This window comes from Nocardia sp. NPDC058499 (assembly GCF_042719915.1).
In the GTDB taxonomy this organism is placed as follows: domain Bacteria; phylum Actinomycetota; class Actinomycetes; order Mycobacteriales; family Mycobacteriaceae; genus Nocardia.
Map to the genome: position 1 here is coordinate 23255 of NZ_JBHXMZ010000011.1, position 21188 is coordinate 44442.

18 protein-coding genes and 2 pseudogenes are annotated in these 21188 nt (G+C 64.1%); 12 read left to right on the forward strand and 8 right to left on the reverse strand.

Features of this window, described 5'->3' with window-relative positions; genetic code table 11:
- Positions 1–107 precede the first annotated feature (107 nt).
- The 3 genes from ACFWPH_RS27930 to ACFWPH_RS27940 are packed head-to-tail and all read right to left on the reverse strand — an operon-like array spanning position 108 to position 2438.
- Positions 108–263: a hypothetical protein gene (locus ACFWPH_RS27930; RefSeq protein WP_378755127.1), complete on the reverse strand. Its 156-nt coding sequence runs from the start codon at positions 261–263 to the stop codon at positions 108–110.
- Positions 264–303: 40 nt separating this feature from the next.
- A complete protein-coding gene (locus ACFWPH_RS27935) occupies positions 304–1128 on the reverse strand; it encodes a DUF3865 domain-containing protein (protein WP_378755128.1) in 825 nt (274 codons plus the stop codon).
- The gene (locus tag ACFWPH_RS27940; RefSeq protein WP_378755129.1) at positions 1125–2438 is read right to left on the reverse strand and encodes a JmjC domain-containing protein; all 1314 of its coding nucleotides are present in this window, start codon (positions 2436–2438) and stop codon (positions 1125–1127) included. The genes ACFWPH_RS27935 and ACFWPH_RS27940 overlap by 4 nt, the downstream gene beginning before the upstream one ends.
- Positions 2439–2706: 268 nt before the next feature.
- On the opposite strand from ACFWPH_RS27940, the gene ACFWPH_RS27945 reads away from it, so the two are divergent.
- From ACFWPH_RS27945 to ACFWPH_RS27955, 3 genes and pseudogenes are all read left to right on the forward strand, one after another.
- Positions 2707–4053, forward strand: a complete 1347-nt coding sequence (locus ACFWPH_RS27945) for a helix-turn-helix transcriptional regulator (protein ID WP_378755130.1) — start codon at positions 2707–2709, stop codon at positions 4051–4053.
- 159 nt (positions 4054–4212) lie between these two features.
- Positions 4213–4731, forward strand: a pseudogene (locus tag ACFWPH_RS27950) (hypothetical protein); the annotation flags it as partial.
- Positions 4732–4936: 205 nt separating this feature from the next.
- Positions 4937–5191: a hypothetical protein gene (locus ACFWPH_RS27955; RefSeq protein ID WP_378755131.1), complete on the forward strand. Its 255-nt coding sequence runs from the start codon at positions 4937–4939 to the stop codon at positions 5189–5191.
- 222 nt (positions 5192–5413) lie between these two features.
- Here the strand turns inward: ACFWPH_RS27955 and ACFWPH_RS27960 are convergent, their stop codons facing one another.
- Complete coding sequence (locus ACFWPH_RS27960) at positions 5414–5872, reverse strand: DUF4254 domain-containing protein (protein WP_378755132.1); 459 nt, start codon at positions 5870–5872, stop codon at positions 5414–5416.
- 370 nt (positions 5873–6242) lie between these two features.
- Here ACFWPH_RS27960 and ACFWPH_RS27965 point away from each other — a divergent pair.
- The 4 genes and pseudogenes from ACFWPH_RS27965 to ACFWPH_RS27980 all read left to right on the forward strand — a co-directional run.
- Positions 6243–6392, forward strand: a pseudogene (locus ACFWPH_RS27965) (helix-turn-helix transcriptional regulator); the annotation flags it as partial.
- 282 nt (positions 6393–6674) lie between these two features.
- The gene (locus ACFWPH_RS27970; RefSeq protein WP_378755304.1) at positions 6675–7430 is read left to right on the forward strand and encodes a hypothetical protein; all 756 of its coding nucleotides are present in this window, start codon (positions 6675–6677) and stop codon (positions 7428–7430) included.
- Positions 7427–8302 carry a phosphotransferase gene (locus tag ACFWPH_RS27975; RefSeq protein ID WP_378755133.1) on the forward strand — a complete coding sequence of 292 codons (876 nt, stop codon included), beginning with the start codon at positions 7427–7429 and terminating at the stop codon, positions 8300–8302. The genes ACFWPH_RS27970 and ACFWPH_RS27975 overlap by 4 nt, the downstream gene beginning before the upstream one ends.
- A 93-nt stretch (positions 8303–8395) precedes the next feature.
- Positions 8396–8755, forward strand: a complete 360-nt coding sequence (locus tag ACFWPH_RS27980; protein WP_378755134.1) for a hypothetical protein — start codon at positions 8396–8398, stop codon at positions 8753–8755.
- A 29-nt stretch (positions 8756–8784) separates the two neighbouring features.
- On the opposite strand, the gene ACFWPH_RS27985 is transcribed toward ACFWPH_RS27980, so the two are convergent.
- Positions 8785–9618 carry a DUF1932 domain-containing protein gene (locus tag ACFWPH_RS27985; RefSeq protein WP_378755135.1) on the reverse strand — a complete coding sequence of 278 codons (834 nt, stop codon included), beginning with the start codon at positions 9616–9618 and terminating at the stop codon, positions 8785–8787.
- Positions 9615–11009 carry a hypothetical protein gene (locus tag ACFWPH_RS27990; RefSeq protein WP_378755136.1) on the reverse strand — a complete coding sequence of 465 codons (1395 nt, stop codon included), beginning with the start codon at positions 11007–11009 and terminating at the stop codon, positions 9615–9617. Before ACFWPH_RS27990 ends, ACFWPH_RS27985 begins: the two co-directional genes overlap by 4 nt.
- 158 nt (positions 11010–11167) lie before the next feature.
- On the opposite strand from ACFWPH_RS27990, the gene ACFWPH_RS27995 reads away from it, so the two are divergent.
- The 5 genes from ACFWPH_RS27995 (at position 11168) to ACFWPH_RS28015 (ending at position 17991) form a co-directional block, all read left to right on the forward strand.
- A complete protein-coding gene (locus ACFWPH_RS27995; RefSeq protein WP_378755137.1) occupies positions 11168–12055 on the forward strand; it encodes an SAM-dependent methyltransferase in 888 nt (295 codons plus the stop codon).
- 2 nt (positions 12056–12057) lie between these two features.
- On the forward strand, positions 12058–12549 hold the full coding sequence (locus tag ACFWPH_RS28000) for a hypothetical protein (RefSeq protein ID WP_378755138.1): 492 nt from the start codon (positions 12058–12060) through the stop codon (positions 12547–12549).
- Positions 12550–12624: 75 nt separating this feature from the next.
- Complete coding sequence (locus ACFWPH_RS28005) at positions 12625–13272, forward strand: hypothetical protein (protein WP_378755139.1); 648 nt, start codon at positions 12625–12627, stop codon at positions 13270–13272.
- A 1520-nt stretch (positions 13273–14792) separates the two neighbouring features.
- On the forward strand, positions 14793–16106 hold the full coding sequence (locus ACFWPH_RS28010; RefSeq protein WP_378755140.1) for a cytochrome P450: 1314 nt from the start codon (positions 14793–14795) through the stop codon (positions 16104–16106).
- 73 nt (positions 16107–16179) lie between these two features.
- Complete coding sequence (locus tag ACFWPH_RS28015) at positions 16180–17991, forward strand: hypothetical protein (RefSeq protein ID WP_378755141.1); 1812 nt, start codon at positions 16180–16182, stop codon at positions 17989–17991.
- 95 nt (positions 17992–18086) lie between these two features.
- Here ACFWPH_RS28015 and ACFWPH_RS28020 read toward each other — a convergent pair whose 3' ends face one another.
- Together ACFWPH_RS28020 and ACFWPH_RS28025 are read right to left on the reverse strand one after the other, a co-directional pair.
- A complete protein-coding gene (locus tag ACFWPH_RS28020; protein WP_378755143.1) occupies positions 18087–19319 on the reverse strand; it encodes a cytochrome P450 in 1233 nt (410 codons plus the stop codon).
- 26 nt (positions 19320–19345) lie between these two features.
- Positions 19346–20485, reverse strand: a complete 1140-nt coding sequence (locus tag ACFWPH_RS28025; protein ID WP_378755144.1) for a cytochrome P450 — start codon at positions 20483–20485, stop codon at positions 19346–19348.
- Positions 20486–21188: the final 703 nt, after the last annotated feature.

Sequence of the window (21188 nt, forward strand, 5' to 3'; positions counted from 1 at the left end):
CCAGTGGTTCGGGCGGGAAGGATGGCCTCGGGATTTTCGGGGTGGCGAGGCCACAAGACAGCACAACACTGGTGGTCTTGTGGCCCGCGCAGTTCGGGCTTAGGACGTCAGGAAGCGTCCGGACGCACCCCGGCTTTGAGGGCGTCCGGACGGACACCGGCTTTGAGCGTGGCGTCCGGACGCACCCCGGCTTTGAGGGCATCGGGTCGGACACCGGCCTTGAGTGCGTCGGGTCGGACACCGCTCTTGAGCATCTGCGACATGGTTGTTTCTCTCCTTCTTTTCGGTGGGTTACTGCGGAATTCAGGGGAGGGCGGCGGCGCGGGCGGTCAGCTGCGTCCACCACGCCGTCATGCCTTCGAGGATCTGGAGCCAGCCGTCCACGATTTGGGGCAGGTCCAGGCCGAACAGCTCGTAGTTGCGGATGAACCGGGCGATGCCCTCGATGTGGGCGGCCTCGACGCTCAGCCCTTCCACAGCTGCGGCCTCGTGGCCTTCGTCCAGGTGCAGCGAGTAGTAGTAGTTCAGGTGCGGCAGTTTCGCGTCGGCGCCGACGGTGAGTTCGGCGTAGCGGTCGGTGATCGCGCGCAGCAGTTCGGTTTCATCGATCGCCACGCCCTCGGTGGCGTAATAGCCGCCGCAGATGCGGCTGATCGAGGAGCCGATGACCAGCCAGTCGTGCAGCGACACCAGGGTCAGTGTTTCCGGTGCGGGCAGGTGCCCGTTGACCAGCAGGCCCAGATCGGCCAGTAGCGCCCCGGAGTAGAGGGTGTAGTGCGCGGGCACTTTGCCCCGTTCTCCGCCCTCTTCGAGGTGGTTGCGGCGGAATTCGTGTGCCAGCTCCATGCACCCGCCCTGCACCGTGTCGGCGGCCTGGCGCAGGAAATCGGAGTTGTATCGGGCGAATACCGACAGCTCGCGGATGTAGAGCGCGGCTTGCTCGGTGGTCAGGGTCGCCGGGGACACCTCGGCGGTGATCTGCTCGAACAGGGCGGCGACCATCGGCACCATGTGCTTGTCGACCAGGTCGTCGCCGCTGACTTCGGGGGTGTTGAGCAGCACGCTGGTGACGGCGGCTTTGGTGTCGGGGTGCTCGTCGAGATAGCTCGCGACCTTCGAACCGATCATGCCGACTCCTCCATCGGGTCGGTGTCGGTGAGGACCTGGATGCCGCCGGTTTCGAGCAGCAGCGCCAGCGTGTCCCCGCCGAGCTCGCCGGTGATGCGCACGGTGCGGCCGGCGGCCAGCGACGCCAACGCAGCCCCCCAGGCCGGGGACTCCGGCACCTGCAGCACCAGACCGCGGACTGTGACACCGATGTGCAGATGCTCGTCGATATCCGGATCGGCGTGCAGCGTGTACGGCGGTGCGACACGCACGTGGGTGCCGCCGGCGGCGAGCGCGGCCGCAGCCTCCCGCGCCGCATCTGCTCGGGCGAGGTCATGTTCGCTGGTCTCCCACCCGCCGTTGCTGAGCAGGGTGCGCCACCGTGCGGCGACCAGTTCAGCGACCCGAGTCTCCACCTGCTCGGAGACGGTGGCGAGCATGTCGGTGGCGGCCGAAGCCAGACCGGCGGCCACCAGGCCAGGGCCCGCAGTCAGCGCGTGCATCGGCGACGGTGTCTCGTCCGCGACGTCGCCGACTGCGGACTCGAGCACGGCGGGCAGGACCGACAGGGCCAGCATGCGCGTATCGGAGAACGTGTAGAGCGGGATCGCCACCGAGATCGAGAATTCGTCTTGGACCCCGACGTGGAACACCCGCCGCGGCAAGAACAACACATCACCGGGTTCGAGGTCGAACCGTTCGCCCTGCTCGAGCAGCGCGGTGTAGTCGCCGAAGGTCGGGGCCCGGCCACCGGTCAGCTCCCGGTACAGCTCACCGGACCAGCAGTAGAAGTGTTTGGTGCCGGGCCCGAGGTGGACCAGGAAAGCGTCCTCATACCCTTCGTGCACCCCGAAGGCCGTGCCCGCGTAGTTTCCGGCGAACGCGACCTGCTCGCTGCCGCCAATCGGCACGCCCCAGCCAGCGTGGGCGGATCCGATCAGCTCGCCGAGCACCGCGGCCAGCTTCGGGGAGGTGGTTTCCAGATTGTTGATCACCAGCGAGAATCGGTCGGCGCCAGTGAGATTCTGCATCCAGGCGACGAATTCCTCATCGGACCACGGCACCGACAGCACGGTGTCGATCACCTCATCGCGACGCTGTTCTCCGACGTAGACGCGGGTGCGGGCACTGGTGGGCTCCCCTTGGATGGCCGCGCGGCGCAGCCGGCGCAGGCCGTCGAGTACGTCGCCGGGACCGAGCCGATCAGCCGGCACGAGGCCCTTGAACAGATACGGCGCCACCGCACCACCGGTTCGGGCCGGAAACTGGGTCGACCAGAACTCCGGCGAGGGCGGCCAGGCGAGCACGGGTTCTGTCGCCGCGGTGGTCATGGCATCAGCCTCGTCGCGGGCGAGGACATGCAGATGATCAAGGTCTCTCCTCTCCTGCTGCACCACCCGCAGGGGACCCGCCTAACTCCGGCGGTGGATATCTCGGGGGTGCATGTTCCATCTGCTAAGGCTGCCGCCGGACCTGCCGCCGCGGCGACAGCCAACCTGGCCCGATGCCGATGTGCCAACTTGGCACATCGGCATCGGAATCGGCTCCCGCCGCCTAGATTTGAGCAATACGACCACGGGTCCGGATCAGGGGATGGTGATGACAGGGCAAGCCGGTGTCAGCGTGTGGGACTCACCCGAGTTCCAGCGGTTGCTCGCGCAACACCACGTGGGACCAGCATTCGCGCTACTCCGCAAGCAATACGGCCTGACACAGGCCGGATTCGGCGCCCTGGTCGGATGGGATCGCACCAACACCGGCCGGATCGAACGCGAAGAACGCCAGACCCTGTCCGACATACGCGAACTGGTGCGGGTTGCCGATGTCCTGGGAATTCCCCGCCGAAAACTGCTACCTGTCTTGCTGGGGGACGATGGTGCAGGCACCATCGAAGATACATACGCCAGCGGAGGAGACGACGTGGATCGCAGAGAATTCGGGCTAACCCTATTCGGTGCGGCGCTGGCAACAGCCGCCGTTCCCGCCGCCGCGGCAACCGCTGCCGCGCCCACCACCCCGACCAAAGTCGGTAGCGACCACATCGACTACCTGGGCCGCGTCGTCGACCACCTCTGGGAGATGGACAGCGCCGGTGGTAGCGGCGGCCTCGTCGATACCGCACTCACCCAATACCGCAACGCTCGCCGCCTGCTCGACCACGGCGACTACGGCACCCGCACCGGCACGCAACTCGCCGGAGTCACCGGCAGGCTCGCCAATTGCACGGGCTGGCTCGCCTTCGACTCCGGCCGACCCGACATCGCCCACGCCTGCACCCTCGACGGATTGGCCCTTTCCGAACGCGCCGGGGACGCCGACCTGCGCGCGAACAGTGTCGATGACCTCCGCCTGCAGGCATGGGGTAGCGGCCGGCGCCAAGAAGCGCTTCAGTACAGCCTGCGCGCCAGCGACATCTGCCGCCACGTACCGTCCTCACGACTCCAGTCGCTCTATGCCGCCCGGGAAGCAGTAGCGCACGCAGCCGTGGGAGACTCGCGCGCGGCCGAGCGAGCAATCGCCCTGGCCTGGCGCGAAGCCGACCGGGGACTCGACGACCCTGACGACCCCATCTGGCTCCTCTATGTCACCGAAGCCGAAATCAAATCCACCGAAGCCAAAGCCCGAGTACACCTCGGCCACCACGAGCAGGCCGCCGAAATCTACCGCGACACCATCGAAATCGGCGACCTGCAACCACGCGACGAAGCTTCCTATCGCGCCTACTACGCCGCTACCCTCGCCCACCTCGGCGACACCCACACCGCCGTAACCGAAGGCCTGGCCGCACTGACCATGCTCGAAAGCAGTGTCCGATCACCCCGACTGGTCGCCGAACTCCAACCCGTCCGGGCGCTCACCACCAGTAGCACTGACGCCGACGAATTCAGGACCCGCTTCGACCAAATCCTGCCGCGCACCCGGAACGCTGCATACGAAGACAGGTGATCGAGCCCACTTCGGTAAATATCTGACGGCGTACGGCGAGATTGGCCGAAGCTACCGCAACGCCCTTCGCGAGTATCAGCGCAATGTCGTGCATTCAATGCAATTCCGCGGGGTGAATCTTGTTCGTCTGGCTGAACGGCAGTTTTCGGAGCTGGCAAGACGTCGATCGCGAGGGAGCTGGTCGCGGCCGACCCGCAGCACTGGCGGCTGTTCGATCCCGAGTTCGTCGGTTTCATGCTGCGCGCGCAGTTCTCCGATTCCGACGCTACCGACTTCCAGGATCTCCCGTCGTGGCGGCGGCTGGTCCCTTTCGTCGCCGACGATATCGCCACCGACACCAGTCAGCACCTGGTGATCGTGCAGACGGTGCTGAACCAGAAATACTGGACAGAGATCGCGGCTGGCATCGCTGAACTGGGACATCGGCTGCATCACGTGTTGATCGACGCCAGCTCCGAGGTGCTGCGGCAACGGATCAGCGAAGACGAGGTGTTGCACCGCGCGGCCGGTTGGCGGCTGCAACACGTGCCCACCTACATCGAGGCCCCGCAACGACTGGCTGGCGAAGGCGGCCGATCTCGTGATCGACACCACTGCGATGAGTCCGCTGCGGGCCGCCGCCGAGATCACCGAGGCCATCGGGCGCTGGGCCGAGATCGACACCCCGGGGGGAAGTGATGAAGATTCGCAGTGACACCTGCACCGCCTATCCCGAAGCTTCCGCCGTCCCGGCACTGGACACCGCCGCGGCCGCGGGTCTCGCCCGGATCCGCGAAGACTGTCGGCGACACGGTTTCGCCCTGTTCACCGTCGCCGATCCTGTCGTGGCGGGGCGAGCGGTGTTCACCGAGGTGGCTCGGCTGCTCGGCTCGGCAGCACCTACGTGCCGACGGTCTACGCCGGCGATCCGGATCGATTCGGCTACGACGCCGACGGGTTCAACACCATCTCACCCACGCCGAGGGTGACCGGTCACGGGTCGTTCGGCACCTGCGAAGCCCAGGGCTTCCACACCGACGGCACGCTGGAACCGATCGGGCACGCGAGAACCTCGCTGTTGTGGTTCGACCGCGCCGCTCGCGAAGGCGGTCACACCACGATCTTCCAAGCTGGTACCTCTGTGCTCATCGAGGTTTGACATCCAACGCGAGAACGAGACCGTCGGGCAATGTGCGGAGCCGGATGGACTCAGGAACCGACTCGGTGATCAGGCCTGCGATCTCGTCGACAGCATGGACGAGGTCGAGGGCGCAGTCGAATTCCTGGGGAGTAGTCGGAATCGGGACAGTCAACCTTAATGCCCTCTCAAACGAAGATATCCGGACCAAGGGGAAGCCGTTGGCCGGCATGTAGCGGGATTTCAGGTGCCAGAGGTGAATACGCCGGGTTGTGTCGATGTGCCGGGTAGTCGGCGTACACCCGATAGCACGTCTTCAGACAGATGCTCGTAGCCGAGTAACAATTCGTCCAGGCTGTTCCACAGGTATTCGAGCTCGCATGGGTGACCCGAGCCGGGGGATGTATCGATCAGCGATGATATCCAGGCAAGACGGTCGATGATGGCGCCGATTGTCTCGGTGTGCAATCGAGCTTGGCGGACCATCGGCACTGCTTGGTGCACCCAAGCATCGATTTCCCTGATCACGGCCTTCCGTTGCTCTGAGATTTGGCACAGGGCCAGAGGGTTTGTCGTGGTGGTGCGATAGGTATGTTGCAGCATCAGATCCTGCGCCAGAGCGAGGAGTGGGTGGTCTTCGGTGCATAGAGGACCCCACATGCGTACTGCAGCAATCAATTGCGGCCTGGTGGGCAGTTCCATGCCCATTCAGCGTGAACAGTTCTGGCGCCCACCAGCGCGCGCCAGAGTCTCGACGCTTGTGTGCGTGCGCATATTTCGTGCTGTTTCCTTCCATTCGCCAGGTGCACCCGGTCGGTTGCGGTGTTTCCCTCGAACATTGACCACACTCTCCGCGAGGGGCCGGGACGGGCCGATGCCGGACACCGCTGCTCGCTCGTTTCGCCGCGAAGGCAAGCACGCCGACCGGGTGCTGGCTACGATGCTGACCGATCAGAGGCAATTCTGACCAGGGGTTCTTGGGGCCAGTTTGGGGCCAAAATTTTTGGCCCCAAACTGGCCCCAGCGATGTAACGACAGAGGGGTATAAGTGAGTCAGTGTTTCGGTGCCGCCATGAAACGGCGGAGGACGGAGTGTGGCCTCACGGCAGATGAACTGGCACGTCGGATCAGCTATGACCGGGGGGCACTGAGTCGTATCGAGCGCGGAGATCGGCTTCCGAACCCGGATGTCGCCGGACGTATAGACTCTGCCCTCGAAGCTGGCGGCACACTGATCGGTCTTGCCGAACGCATTTGGTCTCGCACCGGTCCTGAGGATTTGGCAGATGCGGCCCGCGAGTCGGCGGAGTTCGTGCGGTGGGCCGCCTCGGCGCAGGGCAGCATGGACGTGGACCAGATCGCCGACGAACTAACAGTGATCGGGCGGCAGTTCGTGTGCGCTACCCCGCTTCCTCTGATCGACAGACTCCGGTCGTTGCGCAATGACATTCGTGCAGCGCTGCAGGCCGGTCCGGCACCATCACGTGCGCGTGAGCTTTTGCTGTTGGGGGGCATCACAATCGACCTTCTGGCCCACGTCACGGAGAATCTCGGAGAAGCCCGCGCCGCCGAGCGCCATGCGCGTGCCGCCGAGGCGATCGGGGTCGAGCTCGGGCACCCGGGATTGCAGGCGTGGGCCGGAGGCACCCGAGCGTTGATCTGGGAGTGGAACCATCGCCCGGCCGAAGCGATGGAGTTGGCCGCCAAGGCGGCTGCCATCGCTCCGGTCGGCGAGCAGCAGGTGCGACTTGCAGCGATCGAAGCACGATGCGCGGCACGCGTAGGGCGCGCCGAAATCGCACATGACGCTGTTGCGCGGGCGGTCAAAGCCGCTGAGGTCACCGCCACGGACGAGCTCACCATGCTCGGTGGCGCGCTGAGGTTCCCGCCCAGCAAGGCGGCCTACTATTTCGGGTCGACTCACCGGCTACTCGGCGAATACGACCAGGCACAGCGGTGGGCACTGGCGGCGATATCCGACTACGAGACCGGGCCACCATCGGAGCGCTCTTACGGCGATGAAGCGCTCGCCCGGGCCGATGCCGCGATCGGCCGAATCCACGCCGGCGAACTCGACGGCGCGAAGGAAATTCTGCAACCGGTACTCCGGTTGCCCCGCGAACAGCGGATCCAGCCGATCACTGATGGTCTACGGGCAGTTGACACCGCGCTGTCGAGCACCCACTATGCCAACGATAGAGCCACCGCCCAGTTCAGCAAGGAGATCAACATGCTCGCCCCGCCCTGCTCCCAGGGATGACTCCTTCCGAGGAAGTCCTGTCGACAGCATGCGGGCTGGCCGGCTTCCCCGCCGGGGGTGCCCGTCTGCTGCGGGCCCACAGCAACTCTGTCTATCTCCTGCCGTCGGCCGATGTGGTGGCCCGAATCAACGGCAACGACCACGCCGGTCTGCGGGCGCAGGCCTCCCTGGCTCTCACCCGATGGCTGGCCGATAATGCTGTGCCGGTCACCGAGCCTGCCCTCGACCACGCGGTCGAGGTTGCGGGCGCGACAGTCACGTTCTGGCAGTACCATCCCCAGCCTCGCAGGGAACGGCCTGCTGCCCGGTACCTGGGCAAGATCCTGCGGCGCCTACACGCACTCCCGGCCCCGCCGTTCCCGCTGCCCGACTACGCGCCGCTGATCGGCCTCACCAGCATTCTCGCCTCCGGCGCGACAGCGACGGTGTTGTCCGGCGCTGATCGACGGTGGCTAAAAGAGCGCGCCGAGGAGGCGATAGGCGAATACCAGGGTCTGCGCACCGTGCTGGGCCGAGGCATGGTCCACGGCGACGCCTACCCCGGAAACACGCTCTGGTCCGGCGATGAAGTGTTACTGGGGGACTGGGACGAAGCTGCTATCGCGCCACGCGAACTCGACCTTGCCAATATTGTGCAGGCCCGGCGATTCGGCGCACGAGAAGCCGGGATAGAGGAATTCGTGCACGCCTACGGCCACGACCCGCGAGGTCATCCACTGTTCGAGGCGCTAGTCCGCATGCGTGACCTGCACACTCTCACCGGCTATATACGCCGCGCCCAGCGCGGCGACAGGATCGCGCACACCGAACTCGCGTCCCGCATCCGCAGCCTCCGAGACCCAGCAGTGACGACTCGGTGGATAAGCACCTAGCGCGGGAACAGTCGTTGCACGCCGCCGTGTGGCACCCGCTTGCCAGCACTCTCGTCGAGAACCGCCCCTCGCCAATGTCAGGAACCGAATCTGATGACCACCAACTATTCATTTACAGCCGGCGCCCGCATCGTCGACCACATCAGCCAGAACCCGATCCCGGGCCTTGTTCTCTTCGGGCAGGCCGACGATTCCCGACCGTACTCGGCCGGCGACAACAGCGCCGATGCCCCCGCACGTGGATATCGTGACGCAGCGACCGTCTTTTTTGACATCGCGCAGCTCACCCTCATGGCCGAGGATGGGCCTGTGCGGTGGTGGCTCGAGAAACGCGAGGTCGATGAACAAACTGGGATCGAGTCCTTCCGGCTAGTCGGCGGCGGCGAGTTGGTCAGCGATATCGGCCCCGTGATCGATGCTCTGCGAGACCTCGCTCTGGCCAGAAATTTGTAGGTCGTGGCCCGGTAAATCGGGGTCGACGATCAGCTTGGTGGGTCTTTGAGCAGGGCGAAGACCTCGTCAGGTGTGATGCTCCATTGGTCTTTCGCTGCTGTGAGGCGTTCGAAAATTGCTTCTGCGCCTTCGGCAAGACCGGTCGGTAGGTTTGCCTCTTTCTGGGTCGTCGAGATTTCCTGCATCTCGAAGGCCCAGCGCCATGCGCGAGCAGCGACGCTGGGAATAGAGTCGCGGTCGGCGAGCATCGATGCACCGAGGTGGTGTGCTTCCTGGATCAACGCGTCGGTGACGCCGTACTGGGCGGCCAGGGCGTGGGCTTCCATGGCAGCCGCTCTGGCCTCGCGCATGTATGACGCGGTCATCATTTTGAATGCGCTGGCCGCGCCTATCGTGTCGTTGAGACGGCGAGCGTCGAGTCGGCTGCCGACCAATAGTTCCTCGACTGCCGCTGTCGGCTCCGGTGGTCCTGCAAGATAGATTCGGGGCCCTTCGTCATCGCTGGGTGGTTTTCCGCTGATCGCTGCGTCGATTACTGTCGCGGTGTCGGCGAGTGCGTCGTTTATCGCGCGTGCCCGATCTGGGTTTATGGCGTTGGCTTCGACGTAAATGCCGGTGTAGCGGTGCTTCATCACAGATTCCGCGACCTCGCCGGCTGCACCTGCGGGGCAGATCGACAGCACGATCTCCGCGGTGGAGACGAGTTCTCGCGGGGTGCTCGCCTGCAGTCCTGCATCGGCGGCGCGCTCGACGGTGGTAGAACTGCGCCCCTCCGGGACCCACAGGACTATGTGGCCGGCGCGGGTGAGCCGTGCAGCGATCGCCGACCCCATCTGGCCGGGATGCAGGAGTCCGACGATCATTTCTCATCCTCACGTGCGGGGAGCATTGGAAGGGCATGCATAGAGGCGTCGGCTATACGGTCACGAAGGCTGATCGCCGAGGGAACGCCGCGGTATGTAGGTCCGTCGAGCGCGGCACGCAATTCGAAAAGGCGACGAGAAACCGCCTCGGTACGCCGCTCCGCGCCCACAGTAAGAACGTCGCCGATGTGCTCGGCGGCGGCCTCGAGTTCGTGCTGAAGGAGCCGAATTTCCGCCAAATCCAGCTGGGCCAGCGACATTTCTCCCACTCGGCGGTGTGAGCTCGGGTCCTGCATATACAGCGAAACCGCCTCGCTCGACAGATACTCGGCCTCGACCAGGTTGTACTGTCCGTCCAGCAACAGGCGCGCGGCACCGCTGTAGAACCGCTGCTTGGCCACCGGAAACCCCATCATCCCGCCGATTTCGTCGAAGTCTGTAATCGCGTCGCGTGCCTGCTCGGCTCGGTGCAACGCATCGTCAGCACCCCGAGAGTCGCCCATCCGGGCACGCGCGCGGGCTTCGATGGCCGCGGCGCGCACACGCGCTGTCCCCGACTCCGGGCCAGACACCCTCCATCCGTCCGCAGCAGCTTGGGCGGCGTCTGGGTAGCGTCGGTCCCAATAGGCAATCAATGCTTGCGTGCCCCGTACCCAGGCATGCAAGCCGTTGTGGCCCGCGTCGTCTGCGGCTGCCAGGGCTGAACGAGCATGGGTTTCGGCCACCGTGAAATGCCCGAGGTCGAAAGCGGCGTTGGCCAGCACACCGGACAGTGTGGCAGCGAATACGCTCAAATCACGCCGGTACCTGAGAGGTTGCTGGCCCTTCAAGAGCGCGAAGACCTCACGTCTCAGCCTCCAAGCATCCAGGAACGAGGGTGTCACCGGCCTGCTCGGATACCGGTGAACGACGTCATGGACCCCGGCATACAGTTGCTCGATCGTCTTCGCACCGACGTTGGATACCTCCGAACGTTGAATGAACTCGGAAGATTCCGACTCTGCCGCGGCCATCACCGTCGCCTCCTTCACGCGGCCCATACCCAATGAGCGGCTATCCCGCGCATCCCCGGTTGCCGCCACGGTCTCAACGATATCGACTGGCGCCAGTCCCAAAACCATGCGCGCTGGATCAGGCATTCTCAAGCCTTCGGCAATGCGCTCGAGCATTGCCAGTGCGGTCACACCACGTCTCCGGTTGACAATCAGATTCAGTGTGGATGGTTCCAGCCCCAGCTCCAAGGCCAGACGGGATTGAGTCACCGTGGGCACGTGGTGCTTGTGGACCAGCAGCAGAACAGTGGCAATGTCGCGCTGCGCCAAGGCGTGCCTCATCTCCGGCAAGCCCCACACAGATGCAGGCACAGTCAGCTCAAGCGATTCGTCAGGCATACCTGGGCCTCCCGATTGCGTTGTCCAGCACCCACTCGTCCGAGGGTGGGAAATTATCAAAAAATAATTTCAATCCGTAATTGATACCAGCACAAGGTTTTGGCCTACTTGTCAAGCGGCGCTTCGTATCCGATCGGCAACCGCAGAGAGAGGTATTCATGGCCGAACCGGCTCCTCGGACTGGGGTTCGCGTACCGGTCGGGGTGGACACCACCCGGCCGAGCATCGCCCGCGTCTACGACTACAGCCTCGGCGGTAAGGACAACTACGACGTCGACCGTGTGGCCTTCGAGCAGGTCATGGAATTCGCGCCCCGGCAGGGTGATGTCTCCCGGATGAACCGGCGCTGGTTGCACCGGGTGGTGCGGTACCTCGCCGGGCCGGCCGGAATCGACCAGTTCCTCGATATCGGCGCCGGATTGCCGACCGTGGGCAACACCCATCAGATCGCGCAGCAGGAGAACCCGGAAGCCAAGGTCGTCTATGTCGACAACGATCCGGTGTGCAACGCGCACGGACGGGTCCTGCTCGAGCAGAACGAGAACACCCACTACGTCTACGGTGACATCCTCGAAGAGGGCACCTTGCTGGAGAACAAGCAGGTAATGCAGTACCTGGACCCGGACCGTCCGATCGGGGTATTCGTATGCGGCCTGCTGCATCACCTTGACGACGATCTCGACCCGGCCGTCATGATGCACGAATACATCCAACGCTTGTCCGCCGGATCATACGTGGCAATCACCAACTTCTGGGACCCGGGCGACGAAGACCCACAGCTGCACACGCTGGCCAAACAGCTCGAGCGAGCTTTCACCGAAATGGGATTGGGTTCGGGATGGTATCGCACCCGCAAGCAGCAGCTCGAATACTTCGAAGGGCTCGAACTCATACCACCAGGACTATCCGAGCTCGAGGACTGGTGGCCGTCGGGACCACCCACCCGGCAGCGGCTACCGGAGGAAAAAGTCGTCATCGGCGGAGTCGGTTACAAGCGCCACGTCCCCACTCGCCCCACCGTGATCAACCCCCGCTCAGAGAAGTAGCAATGACCTACACTCAAACCCATTTCCCCGACGCGATCCTGCTTCAACATGCCTGCCGCGGCTTTGCACTTACCATCACGACTGCGTTCCTCGAGGCGTCAGCCGAGCTGGGCGAACTTCATGCTTCTCGGTTCACCAGTACGGCACCTCAGGGTCTGCTGTTTCATCGACAGCGCCTGATCCGAGTGATCGATGCCGAGATTCTTGCTGCCGATATCCCGCGGTCACAAGCCCTGTCCGAGACGCAGATCAGGTCCGTCGGTGCGGTGGTCGACCAGATCGCGCAATGCTGCGCGGTCGCGTTCCGGGCACCCTTCTCACGGGTCAGCCCGGAGGAAGTCGATGATGCCTACGCCGAGTTGGAGCTGATCTGCGCTGAGTACGACGCACTCGTCGACGAGATCGCCGCTGGCAGTGCTATCCCACCAATCAACCGACACCGCCTGCACGCGCGTCCGTTGTCGCACCTGCGCCGCACGGGATCCCCGCACTAAAGGTATCGGAAACCACCCCACGACAGCAGCACGCCGCATGCCTCCGATCCCCCGGCACGCCGTCGGAGCCACTCGGTGGAGACCAGGTCGGCGATATTTGTCTTGGTCTCGCCTGCTGTACCTGATGTCTCAACGACCGAATCGACCAGAAGGCCGCTGCCCATGCGTGATGACGACTACCGCTTGCCCAAATCGGGAGAGCTCGCGACCAAGGGGTTCTGCCGAGGCCGTGATTTCGACGAAGACCAGCAGTTTTCGTGCCCGATACTGAAGTCAGCGGCAGGGCTGGCTCATGCCCACCGTAGGCTCAGGCACGCCGAGGTGGATGCCGCCGACTTCGAGGTGACGTGCATCGGGCCGGGGACCGATCTGCGGATCTGGATGCCCGAACCGGCTGCCGAACCCTATTTCGACGCCTTGGAGGACATCCTCGGCTACATGTACTCGATAGATCAGGATGTGGCGGCCGCGCTCTCCCCGCCGAACCCATCGGCCACAACGCACCATGAAGGCATCGGTTCGATGATCGGGCGGCTAGCCTTCTTCCATACGCTCACATTTCCGCTGGGCCCCGGTGTCTTGCTGGACGCTGGACCACTAATGAGGTTGCTCGTGCCCGAATCCGTCCGGTACGACCAGCTGGTCGATGCGCTGATGGAAGGCGAACTCCGACTGCCGACGGTGGGCACGAATCGTGGGTCACCGAGGGCTCAGGGGCGGTAGCCGTACAAGGCCGATCTCGAGATTGTGAACCAAAGTCGTGTATACGCTGGTTCTGCTGAGTAGCTGCTCGAACAATTTGTTTCGGTTCTCGGCCCCGTACCGGCCCAGCGCGAAGGGCGTCGGAGGCGCGCCGGCCCACAGTCGTGCGAGTCGGCCGAGAAATGAACCAAATCGTTCGCTGTGTACCTCCGCCTCTGGTCGCGGCTCAGTAAGCACCGCTGCTACAGCGCAATCGATTGCGCGTTCGAGCTCAACGACCTCCAACCGAACGCTCTCCCATACACCGACGACACTGTCAGGGTCAGCCCCTTTGCCGGCCGCGCGTCGTTGGGCGGCAGCAAGGCCGGATGCGAGCCAGTGGACAGTGCTTGGGAAGTAACCTTCCCCCTTTGAGAAGTGCGGGTGCTCCAGGAAGGCCCAGTTCAATCCGGTCGACGTCGGCAACGCACCACAGTAGAACTGTTTCCGGCCCTGGATCGTCATCTCGGCATCGTGCTCCTGCCGGAAGGTCATTCCTTGATCCTCTCGAAGGCTCGTCGGATAGGCGAGACCGCCCATTGGCGCCAGCCTATCTCGAAGGAGCTGCGAGAACCGGGTGGTCACTTCCACGTCCTACCGTCTGGGCGTGTGACCAAAACCGCTCAAACCGTGCCGAGAACAGGAGATACTACTATACGTCGAGAAGTGCTGTGCAAATGAACTTCCGGGACACCAGAAGGCGACTCTGCCACCTGAGCCCCTGCGCGGCACACACTGTATTCGCCTCTGTGTAGCGACTGGGGCAGCCAGTCATGACTACCGGCCAGTAACCAGCAGCTACAGCCTGCGTCCGCGATGGGACACCGAGTAGAATGCTCGCGGTGCCCAAATCGGTTCCTGTGATGGACATTTGACTCAAGTGGTCGGTGACAGCACGGACACCTGCGATCACAGCCAGTGGTCCCAGGTCACAGGCCCGAGATGTGTTGACGTTTGCCGGAGGAACCCAGTGAGATTGCACCCCGTCTTGAACATCATTGCGTCCCCGCCCATGTCATCACGAACGCTCGATACACTACACCGATCCAATTGGCCCAGACCATATCAAGGTGTTCCGCACCGGTCCAGCCCGACACAAAGGCCATTCGTTCGCCTATTCAGTAGAAGTCCACTGGGCGCACCCCCCTCGATCCCAGCTCGACCTGGAGTTACCGTGGACATCGACCATTCGGTCCCGACCCCGCGATGCAACCAGGGCGCCACGAATCATTCGATGGTGCCCGAAACGGTTGCCTCAACCAGTCTCTTACCGGATGGCGCACGGCAGGTAAGCGTGCGGCAAGTTGCACCATGTGGGGGGGCCGCACAGTTCGGGCCTTGGCTGCCGAACCATCTGAATCGGGGTAAGCACGGTCCGGCCGCTGCCGCACGCACTGTTATTTCGTCCCGCAGTTCAGGCGTGCCCACCACGCTGTTGCCGTGTGGCAGCCGACCAGTTCGGACGTGACCGACCATTCTGATCATTCAAAAGGAGTTTCCGGGTGACCTACGCCCCACATACCGCAGCACAGCAACGAATGACTGTCGATGCACTCGGGCCACGCATGCCCATCTACACACCGGAGTTCGCTGCCGACCCGCACGGGCACTACCGGGCGATGCGGGAGCAGTACGGCGATCTAGTGCCAGTGGAGATCTGGCCCGGCCTCACCGCCACACTTGTGATCGGATATAACACCGCGTTGGCCATAGGTAATGACACCGCGCACTACAGCTCCGATCCGACCCGGTGGGAGCGGACGTTGACTCCGGAACTGCGTTCCGCGCCGGTCATGGGTATGCTCAAGCACCGGCGCAACGCCCTGTTCAGCGACGCCGACACCCACAAGCGTTACCGAGACGCAACCAATTATGCGCTAGATAACGTCGACCTCGGTGCGGTCCGTAAATCCGTCGGCAAGATCGCATCCCGGCATATCAATCGATTCATATCACGAAAAGCGCCAGACGGGTACGGGTATGCCGACCTCCTGGCCGAGTACGCTCAGCCACTCGCATTCGAGGTGCTGTGCACGATCGTTGGTTGCCCGGCGCACCTGGGCGAGCAGGTCGCGGCAGCCTCGGGAATGCTGTTCGAAGGCGCTGACCCCGACACTGTTGCCGCGGTCGACCGGTCGTTCGGCGAGACATTCGGCGAGCTGGCGGCACTGAAACAGACGATGCCCAGCGACGACATCGCGACTCGGCTACTGCAGCACCCAGCAGGTCTGGACGCTGACGAGTTCGTAGCCAATTCGCTGACGTTCTTCTCTGCGGGGTCGGAGATTCCACAGAACTGGATCGCCAACACCCTGTGCCTGATACTCACCGACGACCGCTACCTCACCACCCGCAACACACTCCAACTGTCCACGCGTACTGCGCTGGAAGAGGTTCTGCACACCGACCCACCGTTGGCGAACTACTGCGCATTGTATCCGCGAGGCCCGCAGCAGATCGAGATCATGCGGCACGGCCACCTTACGCCAATTTGGTTGGATGCCAATCAACCCGTCCTGGTCAGCATGGCCGCCTGCACCACCAGCCCGGAGGTTCAGGTGGCTAACGCGACGTTTACTGAGGCTCGGCACAACCTGGCCTGGGGTCTGGGCGCTCACGAATGCCCGGCCGGTGCACAGCGTGCTGCGAAGATTATCGCAGAAGAAGCGATCGACTACTTGTTGGACTGCATTCCCGAAGTCGAGACGAATTTCCCAGAGGGCCGGCCTCAGTGGCGGCCCGGGCCGTTTCATCGAGCCTTGGCGGCCCTGCCTGTGCGCTTCCCGCCGGGTCCACCGATCCCCTACGTCGGATAGATCCGACAGGGGGGCACACAGAGGTACGAGGTCCGGCACCATTGTGGTCCGGGCGGTTAGTGGGTGAGTGGCAATGACAATTTCAGATGCTCATGTGGACCTGGTCGGCAGCGAAATCGCCACCGACCCGGCGGCGGCAGTAACCGAGGCGCTGCAAAACTCCCTTTTCGGTCGTCACCTGGCACTCCATTTGCGGGTGCGCAACGCCCTGCTTGCGGAAGTGGATGACCGGCCCCGCCACGATCTGACCCACCTCAAGGAGGGTGAACTGGCGGCGGGACTGTGGCGCAAGGCCCTGCCCGCGGTGGGTACCACCATCACCGATCTGGCCACCGATACCCAGCTGCGCGGCGCGGTGCTGGACCAGGCCCAAGTCCTGGCGCCGCGCATGTTTCTGACCGGGACCGGACAGATCGACCTGTCGACCTACACGATCCTGACCCTCGGCGACGGCAGCGACTACCAGCAACGATGCTTATCCGAGCTCAACACCGTCACCGCGACGGGCGGCCTCGCGTTGACCGAGGTCGGCGGCACGAACGGAAACGACTGCCTGACCACCGCGACGTATGACCCGGTCACCGATGGCTATTGGGTGGACTCGGTGACCCCGGATGGTGCCAAGAAAATGCCGAACGTTGCTGTCGGCCGGAAAACGTTCGTCGTCACCGCCCGGTTGATCCACGACGGCACAGACCAGGGCGTACTGCCCTTCCTGGCGCGACTGCGGACCGCCGAGGGGCTGGCCGAGGGCGTACGAGTCCACCGGCTGGGTGGCAAAGGCACTGGGCCAATGGATCACGCCCTGATCTATTTCCGCCGGTTCTGGCTGCCGCGCGAGGCACTGGTGGCCGGGGCCACGGCAAGAATCGACGCAGGCGGCCGGTTCAGCTCCGACGAGCCGGACCCGCGGCGTCGTTTCGGCAAGGTCATCGCCGTACTGTCGCGGGGCCGGCTGGATCTGGCGACCGCGGCCGCGGCCGGCGGCCGGGCCGGTCTCGTGGGCGCGGTCAAATACGCCCAGCAACGTACCTCGGGGCGCGGCACGGTGATGCTCGAGCGCGATAACGTACTGGCGCAATACCTCCCCGCCACCGCGGCGGCCTATGCCACCAGCACGTTGGGCCGGATCCTGCGCGACATGCTCACCGATACCCCCGACGATCCGCGGCATGTGGTGCTGGCGATGCTGGCCAAACCGCTGCTGTCCGATACCGCCGCCGATATCTTGCGGGTCTGCAGGCGGCGTACCGGAGCCGAGGGTGTGATGCGCGACAACCGCATCATCGACTGGGTGGCCGGCACCGAGGACATCATCACCGCCGAGGGCGAGAACAACATCATGGCCGCGGCCGCGGCCGCGGTGGGTGTCGACTTGACCGCGATACAGCTTCCCGGCACCCCCGCGGGGCTGCCCTGGTATGTCGATGTGCTCGCCCAGCGTACACAGATCATCGGTGAGGGGTTGGCCAGCGGGCACTACGCGAATGCGGGGGCGGTGCTGGGCCGCGACGATGCGCGCGTGCAGTACACCACCACCACCGGGGAACGTCTGGCAGCCACGTCCCTGGTCATCGCGGCCGGCCAGTCCGCGGACCCGACCGGGAGGCAATTGCTGTTGCTGCTGGCCGAGGCGTATGCGCTCGACCGGATCAAAGAGCACGGAAACTGGTACAACGCGCGGGGATTGATGAGCGCGGCGCATGCCGACCGGTTGGAAAAACGGCTGGTGGTGGTGTGGCGGCTGCTGGCTGAAGCACTGCCGGTACTGGTGGACGCGTTCGCGGTGCCACCGATCCCCGGCGCGCCACTGTTTTCCCCGCAGGGCTACAAGGCGGCGATCGCAGCCGCCGCCGAGGCCGACCAGCCAGGTTTCTTCGACTGACCCACGCAGCTGCGGTTTCAGCGATGATCGACACAGCCCTCGCCCTAGAACCCAAGGTCCTTGGGCGGGGGCTGCAAGCTTTCAGATGGTTGGGTTCACCCCTTCAGGTACACGAGCACCCGGGCTACGTCGTTCGCGATGTAGCCCGGCCTCGTTCCCAGCTCACTCAGAGGCACAGCCAGCCGCATGTCGGGGAACCGTGCGAAGAGGGCCGGCAGACCGATGCCGGTTTCGAGTCGCGCCAGTGGCGCGCCCAGGCAGTGGTGAGCGCCGCGCCCGAACGCGAGATGGCTGTTGACGGTGGGACGGGTGGGATCGAATACGTCGGCGGTAGGCCCGTGTACTTTCGGATCGCGGCACGCGGCGGCATAGCCGGCGAGGATCGGCTCGCCTTTCGGAATTTCCACGCCGCCGAGGGTGATGTCTTCCACCGCGAACCGCAGCGGAAGGTGTGCCACGGGAGCTTGGTGCCGCGCAGCTTCTTCGATCACGTTCGGCCAGGACACCCGGCCTGCGATGACCGCCTCAAGCCAGTGCGGTTGAGAAAGCAGTTGGATAACCGCGTGGTCGAACAGAGCAACCGTAGTTTCATGCCCAGCAGTGACCATCAGCAGCATGGTGCTGACTGCCTGTTCGGGTGTCAGGTCGTTGTTCTTGTCATCGATGTCGCGCACGAGCAGGGTGGTGACATCGTCCTCGCCCGGGCTGTCGCGGCGGAAGTCGATCATCTCGTATAGCAGTGCGAACATCCGTCCGTAGTTGGCCTGCGCTGCCTCCGGAGTGAGGGTGGTATCGAATATGCCGTTGGCGCACTCATGCAACCCGGGGATCAGGTGATCCGGAACGCCCAGCAGCTCGCTGATAACCCGGATCGGCAGCGGGTTACAGAACCGCTCTCGCAGGTCGACCACCTCACCAGCCGGGACGTCGGCGAGTTCGTCGAGGAGTTCGGTGGTAAACGCTTCGACCCGGGCGGCCCGCTCCTGGGTTCTGCGGTTGGTGAAGTGGCCGGCAACGAGTTTGCGTAGCTTCCGGTGGTCGGCACCGTAGTGGGTGAACATGTTTTCCGGCGTCAGCCACGTTAGAACCGGGTGATCATCGGCGATCTCGTTGTTGCGGAACGCGGTCCAGTGCAGGCGGGCGTCTTTTGACACCAGCGGGCTGGTCAGCGCTTCGTCCAGAACTTTGGCATCGGTGATGGACCAGACACGCAAACCGTCTTGTAGTTCGACCAGGGTGACCGGGCCTCGGGCGCGGATTTCAGCGTTCTGTCCCTGAATGTTCGTGCCGGACAGGTCCATGACAATGGGATCGGGATAGTGGGTCACAGCGGGTCTCCTCACAAGTGGTCTGGTCAGGGGGTGGACAGCGGGCGGGCGGCATTGATCGGTGGACTCGGAGGAAAGTTCACTGGCAGCGCTGTCAGAGCGCGGTGGAACCCTCCTGGCCTCCAGCGCAGCTCATCCTCGGCAATTGCGAGTGTGATCTCGGGCAGTGCATCCAGGAGCTGGTCGATGGCGTCTCGTGCGATGATTTCGGCGACCTGGCGGGCCGGGCAGGCATGTGGCCCGGCGCCGAACGCGAGGTGTGAACGGTTTTGGGTCACAGCGGCGCCGCGAATCGCGGGATCGGTGTTGCAGGCGGCCAGACTGATCACCACTGGCTGGTGAGGTGGAAGCCATGTGTTGTCGACCAGGATCGGTTGACGGGGGTAGCTCATACAGAAATTGGCCATTGGCGAGTCGTCGAACAGCACTTCGTCGAGCGCGTCGCGGGTAGCGAGGCTGCCGCCGAGTATTCCGGCGGCGAACCGGTCGTCGGTGAGCATCAGCAACAGTGTGTTGACAATCAGATTCTGGCCGGGTTCGACGGCTGCGACGTAGATGGTGACCAGCTGGTTCACAATTTCTTCGTCGCTGAGCTCGACGGAGTGACCGATCAACCAGCTCGTGACATCACTGCCAGGAGCCTCACGTTTCTGTGCAGTCAGTTCCGCCAGTGCTTCGGTGAATATCCTGTTCCCTTCGGCAGCATCGATGCCGTCGAACATCGCGGCGGCGCCTTCGGAGACGCGCCGACCGATGTCGGGGGAGCATCCGACCAGTTCGTTGACCGTCGCGAAGACCAGGGGCTTGGCATATTGGGTGATGATCTCGCAGTTCCCCGTGGTGCTGAACGTATTGATCAGTGGTGTGGCGACTCGTTCGATCGTGTCGCTCAGCCGGTAGAGGTCGATTTCGGCGAGTGCTGCGGAGTTGGCAGCCCGGTATCGTTCGTGTTCGAAGCCCGATGTGCGGAGCGCGTTGGGCCGGTACTGCATCATGGGAAGAACGGGGCAGTCGGCGGGGATGTCTTTTTGCCAGTTCCGCGGGTCGGCGGGGAATCGACTGGGGTCGTTGAGGATGTCCAGCGCGGTGCGGTATCCGATTACCAGTGTCGCCGGCACTCCGGGCGCGAGTTCTACTGGAACCAGCGATCCGTAACGGCTGCGCATCATCTGATAGTGCCCGTACGGGTCGGCGCCGAATTCGTCGCTGTAGAGCGGAATCCGCGGCCCATCGAGGTCATGGGGTACTGGGCGTGGGGTCTTCGCGTATTCGGTGCTCGAGGTCAATGCGGTACTCCTTGCTTCCCCTGCCGGGGGACAGGTCGACGAGGTCTGGTCGGCAGCGGCATTTCCAGCGGGGTGCGACGAGCTTGCGTATCGAATAATGCTGTCGTACAGCGCTTTTGCCGAATTTGGGGCAGTGTAACAATGATCGGCTCAAAGAGCTGCGTGAGCCGAACCGCGCTGAATACTTGCCAGGAGGCCGCGTCAAATGCGCCCGGGCCGACCCCCATCGCCGTGTGGTTGTCCGCAGCATGCACGTGTGTGAACTCGCCGGCCCCGCTGCACAGTGGGGACTCTCGTCCGGAATGCGCGCTGGCCTCTATCGCGGCGCCCGTTTCGCGCGGCCCCATCGCGGCGTTGAACCCGCACGCCCACTCTGTCTGAAGCAGGGCGCGGGCACGCGGCAGTTACTGTCATGTTCGAGCCCCGGGGGAAATCAGCGTCTCTCGCGCGGACGGCGGATCGGCGGCTGGTGTTGTGACCACTCACGACGCAGCGGCGTCGAGTGATCCCCCTGCTGATACCTCCCGGCGTCACCATGCCGCGAGCAGCCACAACACCCCCGGGCAATCCGACGGGCTCCCTC

What these genes read in the sequence shown, in the direction of transcription:
- ACFWPH_RS27990 (WP_378755136.1), bottom strand. Translation starts at nt 11,009, where the DNA reads ATGCCTGACGAATCGCTTGAGCTGACTGTGCCTGCATCTGTGTGGGGC.
- ACFWPH_RS27985 (WP_378755135.1), bottom strand. Translation starts at nt 9,618, where the DNA reads ATGATCGTCGGACTCCTGCATCCCGGCCAGATGGGGTCGGCGATCGCT.
- ACFWPH_RS28015 (WP_378755141.1), top strand. Translation starts at nt 16,180, where the DNA reads ATGACAATTTCAGATGCTCATGTGGACCTGGTCGGCAGCGAAATCGCC.
- ACFWPH_RS27935 (WP_378755128.1), bottom strand. Translation starts at nt 1,128, where the DNA reads ATGATCGGTTCGAAGGTCGCGAGCTATCTCGACGAGCACCCCGACACC.
- ACFWPH_RS27975 (WP_378755133.1), top strand. Translation starts at nt 7,427, where the DNA reads ATGACTCCTTCCGAGGAAGTCCTGTCGACAGCATGCGGGCTGGCCGGC.
- ACFWPH_RS27930 (WP_378755127.1), bottom strand. Translation starts at nt 263, where the DNA reads ATGTCGCAGATGCTCAAGAGCGGTGTCCGACCCGACGCACTCAAGGCC.
- ACFWPH_RS28000 (WP_378755138.1), top strand. Translation starts at nt 12,058, where the DNA reads ATGACCTACACTCAAACCCATTTCCCCGACGCGATCCTGCTTCAACAT.
- ACFWPH_RS27980 (WP_378755134.1), top strand. Translation starts at nt 8,396, where the DNA reads ATGACCACCAACTATTCATTTACAGCCGGCGCCCGCATCGTCGACCAC.
- ACFWPH_RS28025 (WP_378755144.1), bottom strand. Translation starts at nt 20,485, where the DNA reads ATGCGCAGCCGTTACGGATCGCTGGTTCCAGTAGAACTCGCGCCCGGA.
- ACFWPH_RS27945 (WP_378755130.1), top strand. Translation starts at nt 2,707, where the DNA reads ATGACAGGGCAAGCCGGTGTCAGCGTGTGGGACTCACCCGAGTTCCAG.
- ACFWPH_RS27940 (WP_378755129.1), bottom strand. Translation starts at nt 2,438, where the DNA reads ATGACCACCGCGGCGACAGAACCCGTGCTCGCCTGGCCGCCCTCGCCG.
- ACFWPH_RS27960 (WP_378755132.1), bottom strand. Translation starts at nt 5,872, where the DNA reads ATGGAACTGCCCACCAGGCCGCAATTGATTGCTGCAGTACGCATGTGG.
- ACFWPH_RS27995 (WP_378755137.1), top strand. Translation starts at nt 11,168, where the DNA reads ATGGCCGAACCGGCTCCTCGGACTGGGGTTCGCGTACCGGTCGGGGTG.